Origin of the sequence: Acidisphaera sp. S103 (assembly GCF_009765975.1) — a bacterium.
GTDB lineage: Bacteria > Pseudomonadota > Alphaproteobacteria > Acetobacterales > Acetobacteraceae > Rhodopila.
On sequence record NZ_LMUJ01000047.1, the window covers coordinates 77565 to 92492 of the forward strand.

14 protein-coding genes and 1 pseudogene are annotated in these 14928 nt (G+C 63.6%); 8 read left to right on the plus strand and 7 right to left on the minus strand.

Annotated elements, in window-relative coordinates; all coding sequences use genetic code 11:
- Positions 1-262 (plus strand): annotated as a pseudogene (locus GSQ89_RS38475) (ABC transporter substrate-binding protein); the annotation flags it as partial.
- Positions 263-269: 7 nt separating this feature from the next.
- Here the strand turns inward: GSQ89_RS38475 and GSQ89_RS12480 are convergent.
- Entirely contained in the window at positions 270-869 is a 600-nt protein-coding gene (locus GSQ89_RS12480; RefSeq protein ID WP_158925546.1) for a hypothetical protein, read from the minus strand.
- A 161-nt stretch (positions 870-1030) separates the two neighbouring features.
- Here GSQ89_RS12480 and GSQ89_RS12485 point away from each other — a divergent pair, with 161 nt between their 5' ends.
- On the plus strand, positions 1031-1354 hold the full coding sequence (locus tag GSQ89_RS12485) for a nucleotidyltransferase domain-containing protein (RefSeq protein WP_158925548.1): 324 nt from the start codon (positions 1031-1033) through the stop codon (positions 1352-1354).
- Positions 1351-1740, plus strand: coding sequence for a HEPN domain-containing protein (locus GSQ89_RS12490; protein ID WP_158925576.1), 390 nt, complete (start codon positions 1351-1353; stop codon positions 1738-1740). The genes GSQ89_RS12485 and GSQ89_RS12490 overlap by 4 nt, the downstream gene beginning before the upstream one ends.
- Before the next feature lie 226 nt (positions 1741-1966).
- Here GSQ89_RS12490 and GSQ89_RS12495 read toward each other — a convergent pair whose 3' ends face one another.
- On the minus strand, positions 1967-3613 hold the full coding sequence (locus GSQ89_RS12495; protein ID WP_158925550.1) for a Na/Pi cotransporter family protein: 1647 nt from the start codon (positions 3611-3613) through the stop codon (positions 1967-1969).
- Between the two features lie 100 nt (positions 3614-3713).
- Here GSQ89_RS12495 and GSQ89_RS12500 point away from each other — a divergent pair, with 100 nt between their 5' ends.
- Positions 3714-4757: an MBL fold metallo-hydrolase gene (locus tag GSQ89_RS12500; protein ID WP_158925552.1), complete on the plus strand. Its 1044-nt coding sequence runs from the start codon at positions 3714-3716 to the stop codon at positions 4755-4757.
- 95 nt (positions 4758-4852) lie between these two features.
- Here the strand turns inward: GSQ89_RS12500 and GSQ89_RS12505 are convergent, their stop codons facing one another.
- Genes GSQ89_RS12505 through GSQ89_RS12515 form a run of 3 tightly spaced genes read right to left on the minus strand, consistent with a single transcriptional unit; the run spans position 4853 to position 7836 of the window.
- Positions 4853-5854 carry a TRAP transporter substrate-binding protein gene (locus tag GSQ89_RS12505; protein WP_158925554.1) on the minus strand — a complete coding sequence of 334 codons (1002 nt, stop codon included), beginning with the start codon at positions 5852-5854 and terminating at the stop codon, positions 4853-4855.
- Between the two features lie 21 nt (positions 5855-5875).
- Complete coding sequence (locus GSQ89_RS12510) at positions 5876-6634, minus strand: SDR family oxidoreductase (RefSeq protein ID WP_158925578.1); 759 nt, start codon at positions 6632-6634, stop codon at positions 5876-5878.
- A gap of 2 nt (positions 6635-6636) precedes the next feature.
- A complete protein-coding gene (locus GSQ89_RS12515; protein WP_158925556.1) occupies positions 6637-7836 on the minus strand; it encodes a mandelate racemase/muconate lactonizing enzyme family protein in 1200 nt (399 codons plus the stop codon).
- 115 nt (positions 7837-7951) lie between these two features.
- Here GSQ89_RS12515 and GSQ89_RS12520 point away from each other — a divergent pair, with 115 nt between their 5' ends.
- From GSQ89_RS12520 to GSQ89_RS12530, 3 genes are read left to right on the plus strand one after another with little or no spacing between them, the layout of a single operon-like run.
- Positions 7952-8680 (plus strand): GntR family transcriptional regulator, encoded by a 729-nt coding sequence (locus tag GSQ89_RS12520; protein ID WP_216856135.1) that lies wholly within the window; start codon positions 7952-7954, stop codon positions 8678-8680.
- 11 nt (positions 8681-8691) lie between these two features.
- On the plus strand, positions 8692-9660 hold the full coding sequence (locus tag GSQ89_RS12525; RefSeq protein WP_158925560.1) for a 2-hydroxyacid dehydrogenase: 969 nt from the start codon (positions 8692-8694) through the stop codon (positions 9658-9660).
- A gap of 16 nt (positions 9661-9676) precedes the next feature.
- Positions 9677-10891 (plus strand): mandelate racemase/muconate lactonizing enzyme family protein, encoded by a 1215-nt coding sequence (locus GSQ89_RS12530; protein WP_158925562.1) that lies wholly within the window; start codon positions 9677-9679, stop codon positions 10889-10891.
- A 340-nt stretch (positions 10892-11231) separates the two neighbouring features.
- On the opposite strand, the gene GSQ89_RS12535 is transcribed toward GSQ89_RS12530, so the two are convergent.
- Complete coding sequence (locus GSQ89_RS12535; protein ID WP_174254856.1) at positions 11232-11522, minus strand: hypothetical protein; 291 nt, start codon at positions 11520-11522, stop codon at positions 11232-11234.
- 298 nt (positions 11523-11820) lie between these two features.
- The gene (locus GSQ89_RS12540; RefSeq protein WP_158925564.1) at positions 11821-12870 is read right to left on the minus strand and encodes a ribonucleotide-diphosphate reductase subunit beta; all 1050 of its coding nucleotides are present in this window, start codon (positions 12868-12870) and stop codon (positions 11821-11823) included.
- A 273-nt stretch (positions 12871-13143) separates the two neighbouring features.
- Here GSQ89_RS12540 and GSQ89_RS12545 point away from each other — a divergent pair, with 273 nt between their 5' ends.
- Positions 13144-14769 (plus strand): thiamine pyrophosphate-requiring protein, encoded by a 1626-nt coding sequence (locus tag GSQ89_RS12545; RefSeq protein ID WP_158925566.1) that lies wholly within the window; start codon positions 13144-13146, stop codon positions 14767-14769.
- The last annotated feature ends 159 nt before the right edge of the window (positions 14770-14928 follow it).

The window sequence follows — 14928 nt, forward strand, 5'->3', positions numbered from 1 at the left end:
GGATTTTGTAGAGCACAAATACGAGGCGCTGGCGGGATTGCGGCCCCGGCTACTGACCGATGTGAAGCAAATGCCGGGTGCGACGATCCTGGAGGGGCAGTTCACCGCGGTGCAGCAGGCCGTGGGCACGCCGCGGAGCAAGGGCGAGGCCGTGGCGAAGTGGCTGCACGCGTTCGTGGAAGAAGCGAAGGCGTCGGGGCAGGTCGCGAAGTTCATCGAGCAGCACAAGGTTGTTGGGCTGTCGGTGGCGCCTCCGGGCTGATTCGGGGTCAGCCAGCCGGGGCCGTGGCCTGGCTGTGAGGGCCGGGCATGGCGGCGTTGGCCTGGGCCTGGGCGATGATGCGCGCCTCGGCTCGCTGCAGGCTGGCGGCGATGCGGCGTTCCCGCTGGCGATTTTCGTAGGCCTGGGTCCAGGACTGGCCGCCGGCCTTGGCGGAGGCGGCGACCTGGGCGGTGTCCTGGATCAGGTTGACGGCTTTTTCGATTTTCGGCGCGGGTTCGGGTTCGGGCTGGGTTTCCATCTGGATGCCCTGTTGCCGGGCTTGCTGAAGCTTGATGAGACGTTGCCCAGCTTTGTCGGCCTCTCGGTTGAGACTGACGGCGCCGCTCCGGAGACGGAGAATGCGTGTCAGCGGGATATCCGGCGCGGCGGACTGACTGAGCGCCTCCAGCGCCTGGAAGTTGAAGGCGATGATGGCAGCGGCGAGGGATAGTTCGTCCTCGGTTTCCGGGTGGTAGGCGTCGAGCATCAGGAACGCGGCCTGGCGGGCGGCGACCAGGTCGCCGCCGGTGCCGACCAGGAAGAGCGCGGTGAGGCGGACGAGTATGGTTTCCAGAATGGCGGCTGGAAGGGTTGCGGTTTGGGACATGGGGTGGTCCGGGTTGGTGTTCAGTGTTTGTTCGGTTGGGAATGTAGGGTGAATTTCCTGAGATTGCAAGAATATTTTCTCTTACGATCTTGATGGACCTTGTTGCCCGTCGTTTTTCTGAGAGGGTTGTGCTATCGTCTTCCAGGATTGGGAGATGCCGCATGGTGGCCGCTCAACTTCGCGATCCAGTGCTGACGCGCTTCCGCGCGGCGTTGGATGATATCTACGGCGAGCAGATTGACCGCGTAATACTGTTCGGTTCCCGTGCGCGCGGTGATGCGCGTCCGGATTCGGATTATGATATCGCCGTGTTTCTGCGGAACATGCCCGACCGGTTCGCGGAACTGTATCGATTGGCCGACCTCAGTACTGTGATCATGGGCGATACCGGCGAATTTGTGCACGCTATGCCCTACCGTTCCAACGCGTATGAGGAGCGTACGCCGCTGATGCGGGAAATCCGTCGAGAAGGTATCGAACTCTGACACCCGAGACGGGATATTTTCTTGACAAGGCCCGCAAGCTGCTTGGTGAGGCGGAGGGCATGTTCGCCATGAAGTATTATGACGCGGCGGGACGTGCGGCTTATCTGGCAGGATTTCATGCCGCCCAGGCATTGATTTCGGAGCGGACCGGCCGGGCGGTAAAAACGCATAGAGGCGTCAATAGCGAGCTGCATCGATTGACGAAGGACGATCCGCGGCTTGATTTCGAACTGCGCGCCTTTCTCGGCCGAACTTATAATCTGAAGGCTATCGCCGACTATGAGACCGGCCCTGGGTCCGAGGTATCGCCAGTGCTGGCCGCGGACGCGATTGCGGACGGGAAGCAGTTTGTTGCGAAGATCGTGGAATTGATTGGGATTTTCTGAGTTATACCAGACGCCGTTGACGTTGACTCTTTGGCAATGGTCCCCCGTCATGCAGATGCGGATCGGCATTCACGCCTTTTGCTTGCGAAAACGAAGGCGTGGATGGCAGGCCTTCGCCTGCCATGACGGGGGGTGCGATCGTTGCGGAGAAGCGACAGCTTCGACGCAGATCGTTATCAGCAGATCGCTATCGGCAGATCGTTATCATCGGGCGGCCGGTGGCCTTCTACCGCAGCCGGCTTGGCAGCAACTCCCCCTTCCCTTCCAGCACTGGGTAGGCCGCGGCAGCGACCAGATGGGCGTTTACGCGCTTCAGGTCGCGTAGCGTATCCAGGTGCAGGGCGCTGGTTTCGACCGTGTTCGGGTTGCCTTCGCGCAGGCGCTCGAAATGTGCGGCGGTGGCTTCGGCTTCCAGGCCTCGGAAGGCTTCCTTTTCCTCGGCCAGCAGCCTGGCGGCGCGGTCGTCACCGGTGACCAGCAGGGACGCGGCGGCGCGCAGGTTCGCCATCAGCCGGTCGATGATCCGCAGTAACGGTTCGGAGTCCGCCGCCGAGAACACCAGGCCGCGCTTCACTTGCTTGGCGACGATCCCCAGCAGACCCTTGTCCACCACGTCGCCGGCGTGTTCCAGGTTGGTGGCGAAGGACAGGATCTCCACCGCTCGGCGGTGGTCGGTTTCGGTCATCGCCTCGGATGGCAGCGAGGCCATGTATGCCTTGATCGCGGTGTTCAGCGTGTCCAGCACGTCGTCCTGGCGTTTCAGTCCGCTCAGTTGCCGGCGGTCGGGGCGTTGCAGGGCGTCGCGCAGGCCTTGCAGCATGCTCTCCAGCGTGTCGGCCATGCGCAGTGCCTCGCGCGTTGCGGCGCCCAGGGCGACCATCGGCACCTCGATCGCCGCTACGTCGAGATACAGCGGGCGGCTGGGGTCGGCGGTGTCGATATGAGCCGGCATCAGGCGGCGGAGCAGCGCAGCGTACGGGGTCAGCAGCGGGAAGAACACGAGCGCCAGGACCAGGTTGAAGCCGGTGTGGAAGTCGGCGACGACGCGGGTGTTGTCGGGGTCTACCGTGACCAGCCACGGTCCGATGATGGGCAGCAGCGCCAGGGCTACCACAACACCGACGCCTCGGTTGAGCAGGTTGCCAATGGGCAGACGCCTGGCGACGGGGTCGTCGCCGGCGCCGCCTTCGAGGACCGGGTTGATGGCGGTGCCGAAGTTGGCGCCCAGCACCAGCGCGAAGGCAGCGTGCGGCGGGACGACGCCCTTGGTGGCGAAGGACATGATCAGCAGCACCACGGCGACGCTGGAATGGGCCGCCCAGGTCAGGCCGGCGGCCAGGATCACGTCCAACACCGGCTGCGTCGCCACCGCGCCCAGCAGCATGCGCAGGCTGGGAACGTCCTCATACGGGTCGAGCAAAGCGACGAACTGGCTGAGCGCCATCAGCAGCAGGCCGAGGCCGATCAGCACGCGGCCGAAGTCTCGCGGCGCGGCGCTGGTGCGGCGGAACATCAGCACGCCGATCAGGATCAGGGCGGGCGCGACCTCTGCCACGTTGAACGACAGCGCCTGGACGATCAGTGTGGTGCCGACATTGGCACCGAGCATGACGGCCAAAGCAGGGACGAGGTCGACCAGGCCGCCGGCGGCGAAACCGGTGACCATCAGGCCGGTGGCAGTGCTGCTTTGCAGCAGGGCGGTGACGCCGATGCCGGCCAGGAATGCCTGCATCCGGTTGCGCAGGGCAATGCCGAGCAGGCCTCGCAGGCGGGCGCCCAGGGCGCGTTGCACGCCGGTCTGCACCATGTGGACGCCCCACAGCAGCAGGGCGACGGAACCGGCGAGGTTCACCAGCGTGATGGAGAAATCCATGGGCACCCTCCCAGCCGCGGAAAATAGTGCATTTGACCGGCGGTCCCAGCCGAATCGCTATTCTGTATCCGGATGCGGACGGTTTTGCTAGCTACGTGCGATGCAGACCCATCCTCCGTCCAAGCTGACGTTTCCCCTCGCCGTCCCGCCGGCCCCCGGTTCGATCACCGATATTGCCCCCGGCATACGCTGGCTGCGCCTGCCGCTGCCGTACCGGCTGGATCATGTGAACATCTATCTGATTGAAAATGCTGATGGGTGGACGGCGCTGGATAGCGGACTGGGGAATGATACGTGCAAGGAGGCTTGGCTGGCGGCGCTGGCGGGGCCGTTGAAGGGGCAGCCTCTGAAGTCTCTGGTCGTGTCGCACTTTCATCCGGATCATGTCGGGCTGGCGGGCTGGCTGTGCGAGCGCTACGGGCTGGAGCTGACGATGCCTCGGCCTGAGTATCTGCACAGCCTGGTGCTGCAATGCGCGCCGGCCGATTATGGGGAAGACGTGTTCCGCCCGTTCTATCAGCGGCATGGGCTGTCCGCCGAGGCTACCGAGATCGTGCTGAGCCGTGGGCACGAATACCTGAAGCGCACCACGGGGGTGCCGGCGTCTTATCATCGGATCAAGCATGGCGACACGGTGTCGATCGGCGACCGTTCTTTTCAGGTGCAGACCGGTGGCGGGCATGCGCTGGAGCAGGCGATGCTGTACCGGCCGGAGGAGCGGCTGTTTCTGGCCGCCGACCAGGTGATCGCTCGCATTTCCCCCAATGTCAGCGTGCATCCGATGGAGCCTGATCTGGATGCGCTGGGAATTTACCTGGCGTCGTTGCGGGCGATCCGGGACAGCGTGGCGCCGGATGTGCTGGTGCTGCCGGGGCACGGGCTGCCGTTCCACGGGCTGCACGACCGGGTGGAGGAACTTCTTACACACCACGCCCTGCGCTGCGGTGAAATCGCGGTGGGGTGCCGGGAGGCTCCGCTGTCGGTGGCGGAGATCGTGCCGGTGCTGTTCACCCGCCCGCTGGACGCGCACCAGACCGGATTCGCGTTCGGCGAGGTGCTGGCGCACGTGAACCACATGCTGGGGCGCGGCGAGTTGCGGTTGGAGACGGATGCGGGTGGGGTGGATCGCTACCGGACGGTGTAGAGCCATATCGGGGTAGGAAGGCGTGGATGCCGATCTTCATCGGGATGACGGATGGGGCTGAGCGGCGGTCCTCAGCCTTGGGCTACCCCGTTTGATCAGGCCTTTTCGGTCTGGTGGATCGCGGCCAGCATGTCCCTCGCGCCGGGTGTGTGGGCGACGAAGCGGTCCCACATCGGGCTGACGCGGTCTCGGAATACGGCACGATCGCATTGGGCGACGGTGACGCCTTTGGTTTTCAGGACCTCGATCGCGTCGGCTTCCAGTGCGGCGGCGCGTTTGAAGTGTTCCTGGGTGGCCTCGCGCATGGCTTGCAGCAGACCGTCGCGCTGGGCGGCCGGAACACGTTGCAGCGTGTGGTCGCTGATGAAGGCGCCGAACGGACTGTAGATGTGTCGCGTCAGGGTGAAGATCTTGGCGGTTTCGTAGAATTTGGCGGCGAGGATTGTGGGTGCGTCGTGTTCCAGGCCGTCGATCACGCCGGCTTGCAGGCCGGTGTAGATCTCGCCGAATGCCAGCGGCGTGGCGGCCGCGCCCATCAGGCGGACGGTTTCGGTCACCACCGGGCTGGGCAGGCAGCGCACTTTGCGGCCAGCCAGGCCGGCGGGATCGGTGAAGGCGAACTTGGTGAAGAAGTTGCGGGCGCCCAGGTTGCGGCCGAATGCCGGCAGGTGGGCGCCGGTTTTCTGCACCAGCAGGGCCTCCAGCGCGATGCCGGCGGGGGTCGAGGCGGCGCGCACCACATGATCAAAATCCTGGAAGACGTAGCCGAGGTCGAAGACTCCCAGTTCGGGGACCATGTTGGTCCAGATCGAGGTGCCGGACAGCATGATGTCCACCACGCCCAACTTCACCTGGTTGGCGACATCGGCTTCCTGGCCCAACTGGTTGTCCGGGAAGAACTGGGTCGTGATCTTGCCGTCGGTCGCGGCGGCGAGTTTGGGCACGAATAGGTCGTACCAGATGCGGCCGGTGGAGAATTTCGGATCGTTGGGAAACGAGGTCGATATTTTCAGCGTGGTCGCGGCTTTGGCGTATCCGGTCAGCGCCGGCATGGCGATGGCGGAACCCAGCAGCGTTCTGCGGGACAGTTTATTCATTGGTCGTTTCCCTTTTGTGGTTCAGAGGACGGCGAGCATTCCGCCATCGACATAGATGATCTGGCCGTTGACGTAGTCCGATGCGGAGGACGACAGGTAGACGGCGGTGCCGATCAGGTCGGCGGGCGTGCCCCAGCGGCGGGACGGCGTGCGGGCCTTGACCCAGCCGTCGAATTTGGGGTCGTCGGCCAGCGGCTGGGTCATTTCAGTCAGCATATAACCGGGGCCGATGGCGTTGACCTGGATGTTGTGTTCGGCCCACTCCGCCGTCATGGCCTGGGTCAGCATTTTGATGCCGCCCTTGGCCGCGGTGTAGGGGCCGGTGGTTGCTCGGGCGACGGCGCTGGTCAGCGAGCCGGTGTTGATGATTTTGCCGCCTCGGCCGCGGGTGATCATGCGGCGGGCGGCTTCTCGCCCCACCAGGAAGGCGCTGGTGAGGTTGGTTTCGATGACGTGACGCCAGTCGGCGGCGTTGAGGTCCACGAGGGGGCGGCGCAACTGGATGCCGGCGTTGTTGAACAGGATGTCGACGGCGATGCCCTGTGTGTCCAGGCGGTCGAACGCGGCCTGCACGGCGGCTTCGTCGGTGACGTCGAACGGTGCCTCGTGGACGGTGTGTCCTTTCGTTCGCAACGATGTCGCCGCTGTTGTCAGACGTTCCGGGTTGGATCCGTTCAGGATCAGGGACGCGCCGGCTTGCGCCAGGCCCTCGGCGATGGAAAAGCCCAGGCCGCGTGAGGAACCGGTAATCAGGGCGGTGCGGCCGGTGAGGTCAAACATGGTCACAGGGCGGACTTGCGGACGGTCAGATCGGACCGTTCGAACACCGCGGGCAGCAGGTCGGTGCCGAGGCCGGGGCCTTCCATCGGCAGCACGTAGCCGTCCTTCATCGTCGGCACGACGGTGACCAGTTCCTTGTACCAGCCGGTGTAGAAAGCCCTGACGGATTCCTGGATCAGCGTGTTGGGCTGGCTGAAGGAGCAATGGACGGCGGCGGCGAAACCCACGGGGCCGATGCAGTCGTGCGGCGCGAACGGGCGGTGGTAGGTCTCGGCCATGCTGGCGATCTTGCGGGCCTCGGTCAGGCCGCCGGTCCAGCAGATGTCGACCATCACCACGTGGGTGGCGTCTCGGTCCAGCATGTCTTTATAGGGGTAGCGGGAGCCTAGTGTTTCGCTGGCGCAGACCCAGACGTCAGTGGATCGCGCGTATTCCGCCAGCGCTTGCGGCGAATTCATGCGGATCGGGTCTTCGTACCAGGTGGGGTTGTAGGGCTCCAACGCCTTGGCGATCTTCTTGGCGGTGGGCAGGTTCCACAACGAGTGGAACTCCACCATGATTTCCATTTTGTCGCCCACCGCTTTGCGGATTTTCTCGAACGGCTGGGTGGCGGTTTTGAGTTGGGCGGCGGTGATGTAGGTGCCCTCGGTTTCCTGTGCGTGTGGGTCGAAGGGCCAGATTTTCATCGCGGTGATGCCGGATTCCAGCAGGCTTTCGGCGACCGCGTCGGCTCGGTTCATGAAGCCGTCCAGGTCTTCGTAGGGGCCGCCCGCGTCGCCGGCGTTCCAGTTCGATACCGGCTTGATGTTGGTGGAGCGGACGTAACGATAGCCGGCGCACGTGTTGTAGATACGTTGCTTGTCTCGGCAGAGGCCGCCGAGCATCTGATGCACGGGCTGGCCGCAAACTTTGCCGAACAGGTCCCACAGTGCGATGTCGACGGCCGACGCGGCGCGGTATTCGACGCCGGTGGAGGATTGCGCCATCGGCAGGTTGAGCATGTCGCGATGGATCGCCTCGATCCGCAGCGGGTCTCGCCCGAGCAGACGGATGGCGAGGGTGTCGTGGATGTGGGATTCGACGGCGCCGGCGCCGTAGAAGGTTTCACCCAGACCGATCAGCCCGGCGTCGGTGTGGACGCGGACCCAGATGACATTGGCGAACTCCTCTGTCCGCAATGTCTCGATGGCGGTGATCTTCATCGGCGCTTCCCCCTGCCCCATGTGCGGACGAGTTTAGCGCAGATGGTAAAATATCACAATATAATTGTGTTGCTTTCCGTTGCCGCCTATTATGGCCGCACATGAAGGGGGGCCGATGGCAGCGACGAAAGACCGGACCGAACGGCATAACCGGGTGAACATGGCCGATGCGGCCTATGACCAGTTGGAGGAGCTGATCGTCACGTGCGCGCTGCAGCCTGGGCGGTTTCTGTCGATCCAGGATTTGCAGACCGCGACGGGGGGTGGGCGCACGCCGGTGCATCAGGCGGTCAGCCGGCTGGCGGCCGACACGCTGATCCTGATCCGGCCTCGGCATGGGTTGCAAATCGCGCCGATCGACCTGGCGCGCGAACGGGTGCTGCTGCCGTTGCGGCGGGATATCGAGCGGTTCGTGGTCCGGCTGGCGACGGAACGCGCTGGTCCGTCGCATCGCAACCAGCTTCTCCACATCAGCAGGGCGCTGCGCGTTCGGCCCGGCCAGATGGGGATCGCCGCGTTCAACGTGCTGGACCGGCGAATCGATCACGTGCTGGCCTCGGCCGCGGGCGAGCCGTTCCTGGAACACACGCTGCGGCCGCTGCACACGATCTTTCGCCGCATCGGCTGGATCTATCATAACTGGGTGCGTGCCGGGGAAGGACTGGGCCGGACAGTGGCGTGTCATCTGGATATCATCGACGCCGTGGTCGCCGGCCGGGTGAAAGAAGCGGTCGCGGCGTCCGACCGGCTGATTGCTTTCAGCGACAGCATGTTCGGTGTGATCGAGCGGGAAATCGATCCGGCACTGCTGGACTGCAACCTGGCCCTGCAGGCGGCCGATTGAAGGAGACGTCTATGCGGATCGTGTTTCATGGCCAGAACGCCGCTGCTTTCAGCGGGGGGGTCGCTGCCCTGGTGGGGCAGGACGTGGAGGTCGTCATCCTGCCGGATGTGTTGGCGAGCGCCGACGACCGGGAGATGTTCGCCAATGCCGATGTGATCGTCGGCACGCGGTTCGATGCGACGATGCCTCGGCCCCGGGCGTTGCGTTTGTTTCATGTGCCGGGGGCGGGTTATGACTCGGTCGATCTGGATGCGCTGCCGGCTGGGGTGACGGTGTGCAATTGTTTCGGTCATGAGCATGCGATCGCTGAGTATGTCATGGCGGCGTTGCTGCGTCGTTATGTTCCGCTGACGGATGCGGACCAGCGACTGCGACTGGGTGACTGGCGGTATTCGGCGTCGCTGCCGGGGCAGGTGCATCGGGAAATGTCCGGCTCGACGCTGGGTATTTTGGGGTTTGGGCATATCGGCAAGGCGGTTGCGGCGCGAGCGGCGGCGTTTGGTGTAAGGGTGCATGTGGCGAACCGGGGACCGGTGGTTTCCGATCTCGTCGACCGGTCGTTCGGCCTGAACGAGCTGGCGGGGTTCTGGGGCGATCTGGACAATATTGTCGTTACGCTGCCGCTGGTGCCGGAGACTCGCAGCATCGTTGGTGTCGACGCTTTCGCCAGGATGCGGTCCGATGCCGTGCTGATCAATGTTGCGCGTGGTCCGGTCGTGGATGAAGCGGCGTTGTATGACGCTTTGCATGACGGGCGTATCGGCGGTGCGGTGATCGATACGTGGTATCAGTATCCCTCGCCCGCTGGCGCGGGGTGCATGCCATCGAAGCTACCGTTCCATGAACTGACGAATGTCGTCATGACTCCGCATATGTCGGGGTGGACCGATGGCACGATCCGGCGACGGCAGCAGGTGATGGCGGATAATATTCGCCGCCGGCTGTGCGACGAGGCCTGCATCAACGTCGTCCGTTCCTAAACCAGAAAGAGAGTCGATGTCCAAGATCACTGGCCTGCGCACCATCCGCATCGCCGAACGGCCGAATCTGATCTGGGTCGAGATCGAGACCGAAGATGGGCTGATCGGCCTGGGCGAATCGTTCCGCGGCGCGCAATCGACCGAGGCCGTCATCCACGAGCAGATCGCCCCTTGGCTGCTGGGTCGCGATGCTCGGCGGATCGAGGCCGTGTCCCGGCATTTGACCACACCCTATATTGGATTTCACGGCGCGGGGGCCGAAATCCGAGCGGCGAGCGCCATCGACATCGCGCTGTGGGATTTGGCCGGGAAACGGCATGGGATCCCGGTGCATGAGGCTCTCGGCGGTGCCGTGCGCAGCCAAATCCGTGCTTACAACACGTGCGCCGGCTATGCCTACAACACCGCCGGGGTGGCGCGTCGGGCGGTTGGTGCGAGCGAGAGCGCGGTCGGGCCGTATGACGATCAGATCGCCTTCACTCGCGATGCCGGCGCCCTGGCGGAGAGTCTGCTGGGCGAAGGCTTCACGGCGATGAAGATCTGGCCGTTCGATGCCTATGCCGATGCCAGCGGCGGACAGTTGATCACGCTGCCGGACCTGAAGGCGGGGCTGGAGCCGTTTCGGAAAATCCGCGCGGCGGTGGGCGACAAGATCGAAGTGATGGCCGAGTTGCATAGTCTTTGGAACACGACGTCCGCTGTTCGGATCTGCCGGGCGCTGGAGGATTACGGCGTGCTCTGGGCCGAGGATCCGATTCTGAAGATGGACGATGTGCACGGGCTGAGCGATCTACGGCGGCAGACGCGTACCCCGATCTGCGGCAGCGAAACGTTGGCGGGCACCGTGCCGTTCCGCGATCTGCTGGCAGCGGATGCGGTGGATTTTGTAATGCTTGATCTAGCGTGGTGCGGCGGGCTGACCGAGGGGCGCAAGATCGCGGCCCTTGCCGAGGCGTATGCCAAGCCGCTGGCACCGCATGATTGCACCGGGCCGATCACGTTGTGGGCGGGGCTGCATTTGGGACTGCATGCGCCGGCCGCGATCTTCCAGGAAGTGGTGCGGGCGACCCTGGCGACGTGGTATCGCGACCTGGTGACGGAGTTGCCGGTCATCCGCGACGGCATGGTGCAGGCGCCGACCGGTGTGGGGCTCTGCACGTCGCTGCAACCAGCGGTGAAGCGGCGCGACGACGCGACGATCCGGTTGAGCGGCGTTTCGGCGGGGGCGTGAGTGGTTTGGCCGGGCGGTCTAGACAACACGCCGCGGGATGCTGAGACGGGCCGGCGTAGGGTGCCTCTTACGAGTGTCATATCGACGGCTGTTGACGTTGATACGTTGGTCTCGTCTTGAGCCAGGGACGTCCGGGCCGTCTGGTTCAGCACCTTACTGGGGCGGATGGCCCGGACTTTCGCCGGGCCATGACGAGGCAACCGGTGCCGGGCCATGACGAATCAACCGGTGCCGGGCCATGACGAATCAACCGGTGCCGGGCCATGGCGCAGGGTGCTGGGCCATTGCGCAGCAAGAGGCCGCATCAATGACGGTTGGTATCGGATGCGGGGGGACCGGCCTATAATTCGTCGGCGTTCGGGTGGCGCAAATGCCACAACCGCTCGTGCGCCGCGATCAGGCTCTCCATATTTCGTCGACGCGTTCCATCCGGGGTCAACGGGCGGCGGGTCAGCATCATCTCCAGGATATGGAGAAGCTGTTCCGCGACCTCGAAGTCCGCCTGATCGCAGGCGTGATGAAACGCGATCAGTATCTTATCCGAAAGGCGCCGACTGTACCGCGGTGCGGCGCCAGAACCGGTTTCCCGGCCCGTATCCTCTTCAGTTTGGCTCACAGCCACCCCTGACATGATGGTAGTCACCATCGAAGCCTCCAATCGGTGCAAAGGCGCACCCCCTTCGTACGAGAATCATCGTCTTGATATTCTCCTGGCTTGCCCCAGACCACGGGATGAATCATGCACATCGAAACATCACACACGTGAAAATAGCGTTAACCCTGGCGTGAATTTCGTCAAAAATGCCGAGGACGTAAAAATAACCGCCTCCCGTGATACAATAGCCAACCGCTGCGACATATTGCCGTCAATTCCGGCCGAGGACCAGCGTGATTGGACCACCGACAAAGGAGGACATGGCAGGGTCGCGCTATCCGACCGCTGACAGCGTCGGCACCTCGACGGCCGGCACGGACGAATCACCAAAAGCTTCCTCCCAGGTGCCGGCGGTGGACGCCTTGCTGTACTCGGTCGCGCGGTTCTCGAAGAAATTGGCGTGTTCGACCGCGTTCAGCATCTCATCCAGCCACGGCAGTGGATTCTTCGCGACGTGGAAGAGTTCGCTCAGACCGAGTTCGATCAGGCGGCGGTCGGCGATGTAGCGGATGTACTGCTTGACCTCACGCGGTGTCAGGCCTTCCACGGCGCCCTGTTCGAACGCCAGGTCGATGAACGCATCCTCATGCGAGATGATGGTGGCGCAGGTCAGATATATCTCGCGCCGCAGGTCCTCGGTCCAGAGATCGGGATTCTCCTGAATAAAAGTGCGGAACAGTTTGATGACGGAGGCGCAGTGCAGGCTTTCGTCGCGCACCGACCAGGTGATGATCTGGCCCATGCCCTTCATTTTCCCGAAACGCGGGAAATTCAGCAGGATCGCGAACGACGCGAACAGTTGCAGCCCCTCGGTGAAGGCGCCGAACGCGGCCAGGGTCTTGGCGATCTCGAACCGCGAATCGACCCGGAAACCGTGCATGTAGTCGTATTTGTCCTTCATCTCCTTGTATTTAAGGAAGGCGGTGTACTCGATCTCCGGCATGCCGATCGTGTCGAGCAGATGGCTGTAGGCCGCGATGTGCACCGTCTCGATGTTGGAGAAAGCGGACAGCATCATCAGCACCTCGGTGGGTTTGAACACTTGGCTGTATTGTTTCATGTAGCAATTGTTCACCTCGACGTCGGCCTGGGTGAAAAACCGGAAAATCTGCGTCAGCAGGTTGCGCTCGCCGTCCGTCAGGTTGCGGTGCCAATCCTTCACGTCGTCGGCGAGCGGTACTTCCTCCGGCAGCCAGTGGACGCGCTGCTGCGTCAGCCACGCCTCATACGCCCAAGGGTAGCGGAACGGCTTATAGACGGGGTTTTCTGTGAGCAGGTCGAACCGGATCGGATGCTCGTCGGCCGCGCGGGTTATCCCGTCCATGTTTATCCAATCCCTTTCAGAGAGGCCGTGCGGCACCGAATCGTCGATGCACCATCGATCGTACCCATTGTGGTTAGATGCCCATGGGAGCGCAACCGATAGTGTTGGCGAGTGCGACACGCCGGGCGGGTACCACGTCTATGGTTCATATGGGGATGGAACCGCCCGCCGCCAAATTTGCCAGACGCCCGCCCCGGTCCTACCGTCACGAACCAGGGGCGGACAAACGCGCGCGCCCGGATCAATGAACCACATGTCAGAGGGGATGAACGCATGAAGGTCGGTCAGGCTGTTGCTGAGATCATGAAACGCGAGGGGATCGAAATCCTCTGCGGTTACCCGGTCAATCATCTGCTGGAATTCGCCGCCGCGGCCGATATCCGCCCGGTGATCGTGCGGCAGGAGCGAATCGGCCTGCACATGGCCGACGCGATTTCCCGCGTCACCTCCGGCCGCAAGATCGGCGCGTTCTGCATGCAGCACGGTCCCGGCGCCGAGAACGCCTATGGCGGCGTTGCCCAGGCCTACTCCGAATCCGTGCCCATGCTGGTGATCCCGCAGGGCTACCCGCGCCGCATTGCCCAGGTCGGCCCTAATTTCGGCTCCGCCCGCGAAATGCGCGGCGTGTCGAAATCGGCCGAGGTGGTGAACCTGCCGGCCGAAGTGTCGAACATCATGCGGCGCGCCATCAGCAACATCCGCAACGGCCGCAGCGGACCGGCGATCGTCGAAGTCCCCACCGACATCTGGAATGAGGAGATCGGCGACCTCGACTACACCCCCGTCGGCGTCCACAAATTCGGCCCCGACCCGGTCGATGTCCGCAAAGCAGCGGCCGCGATCCTGAAGGCCAAACGCCCAGTGATATATTCCGGCACCGGCGTCCAGTGGGCCGAAGCCTGGCCCGAACTGCGCGAGTTCGCGGAACTGCTGGGTGCGCCCGTCACCACCAGCCTGGGCGGCAAAAGCTCATTCCCGGAGAACCATCCGCTGTCGCTGGGGTCCGGCGGCAACGCCGTGCCGAAGCCGGTGCATCATTTCATCGAGAACGCCGACCTGATCATCGGCATCGGGTGTTCGTTCACCGAGACCAACTTCGGCATCAAGTTCCCCAAGGGGAAGACGTTCATCCATGCCACGCTGGATCCGAACCATCTGAACAAGGATGTCGTCAGCTCGATCGGCCTGGTCGGCGATGCCAAGCTGACCCTGTCGGCGCTGATCGGTGAACTTCGCCAGACCATCAAATCCAACCGCGACCCCGCCCCGGTGGTGAAGGAAATCACCGCCGTCCGCGAGGAATGGATGGCGGAATGGAGCCCGCGCCTGCACTCCAACGAAAATCCGCTCAGCCCCTACCGCGTGATCTGGGAACTGATGAATACGGTGGACCTGAAGAACACCATCATCACCCACGATGCCGGCAGCCCGCGCGACCAGATCTCGCCGTTCTGGGTGTCCACGGAACCGATGTCCTATATCGGCTGGGGCAAGACCACCCAGTTGGGTATGGGCCTCGGCCTAGCCATGGGCGCCAAGCTGGCGAAACCCGACAAGCTGTGCATCAACCTGTGGGGCGACGCCGCGATCGGCTTCACCGGCATGGACTTCGAGACCTGCGTCCGCGAGCGCATCCCCATCCTGTCGATCCTGCTGAACAACTTCTCCATGGCGATCGAACTGAAGGTGATGCCGGTCTCAACCGAGAAATACCGCTCCACCGACATCTCCGGCGACTACGCGGCGATGGCCCGCGCCTTCGGCGGCTACGGCGAACGCGTGACCCAGCCGAGCGACATCAAGGCGGCAATCCAACGCGGCATCGAACAAACCCAGGCGGGCAAACCAGCCCTGCTGGAGTTCATCACCGCGAAGGAAACCCGCGTTTCGAAGTTCTGAGGGAAGGAAGGGCGGGGCTTTGCCCCGCACCCCACCAAGGGCGGACCGCCCTTGGAACCCCGGTCTAGGCTCCGGACTCAATTAAATCCACCACCTGAAGAGCAGGGCGAGTGTGACGGTGGCGCGAAAGTTTCTGGCGAGTTTGTCGTATCGGGTTGC

Excerpts from the sequence above, each read along its gene's own strand:
- GSQ89_RS12505 (WP_158925554.1), bottom strand. The coding sequence starts at position 5,854 with ATGAATAAACTGTCCCGCAGAACGCTGCTGGGTTCCGCCATCGCCATG.
- GSQ89_RS12485 (WP_158925548.1), top strand. The coding sequence starts at position 1,031 with ATGGTGGCCGCTCAACTTCGCGATCCAGTGCTGACGCGCTTCCGCGCG.
- GSQ89_RS12525 (WP_158925560.1), top strand. The coding sequence starts at position 8,692 with ATGCGGATCGTGTTTCATGGCCAGAACGCCGCTGCTTTCAGCGGGGGG.
- GSQ89_RS12515 (WP_158925556.1), bottom strand. The coding sequence starts at position 7,836 with ATGAAGATCACCGCCATCGAGACATTGCGGACAGAGGAGTTCGCCAAT.
- GSQ89_RS12545 (WP_158925566.1), top strand. The coding sequence starts at position 13,144 with ATGAAGGTCGGTCAGGCTGTTGCTGAGATCATGAAACGCGAGGGGATC.
- GSQ89_RS12495 (WP_158925550.1), bottom strand. The coding sequence starts at position 3,613 with ATGGATTTCTCCATCACGCTGGTGAACCTCGCCGGTTCCGTCGCCCTG.
- GSQ89_RS12520 (WP_216856135.1), top strand. The coding sequence starts at position 7,952 with ATGGCAGCGACGAAAGACCGGACCGAACGGCATAACCGGGTGAACATG.
- GSQ89_RS12510 (WP_158925578.1), bottom strand. The coding sequence starts at position 6,634 with ATGTTTGACCTCACCGGCCGCACCGCCCTGATTACCGGTTCCTCACGC.
- GSQ89_RS12480 (WP_158925546.1), bottom strand. The coding sequence starts at position 869 with ATGTCCCAAACCGCAACCCTTCCAGCCGCCATTCTGGAAACCATACTC.
- GSQ89_RS12500 (WP_158925552.1), top strand. The coding sequence starts at position 3,714 with ATGCAGACCCATCCTCCGTCCAAGCTGACGTTTCCCCTCGCCGTCCCG.
- GSQ89_RS12535 (WP_174254856.1), bottom strand. The coding sequence starts at position 11,522 with ATGTCAGGGGTGGCTGTGAGCCAAACTGAAGAGGATACGGGCCGGGAA.
- GSQ89_RS12530 (WP_158925562.1), top strand. The coding sequence starts at position 9,677 with ATGTCCAAGATCACTGGCCTGCGCACCATCCGCATCGCCGAACGGCCG.
- GSQ89_RS12540 (WP_158925564.1), bottom strand. The coding sequence starts at position 12,870 with ATGGACGGGATAACCCGCGCGGCCGACGAGCATCCGATCCGGTTCGAC.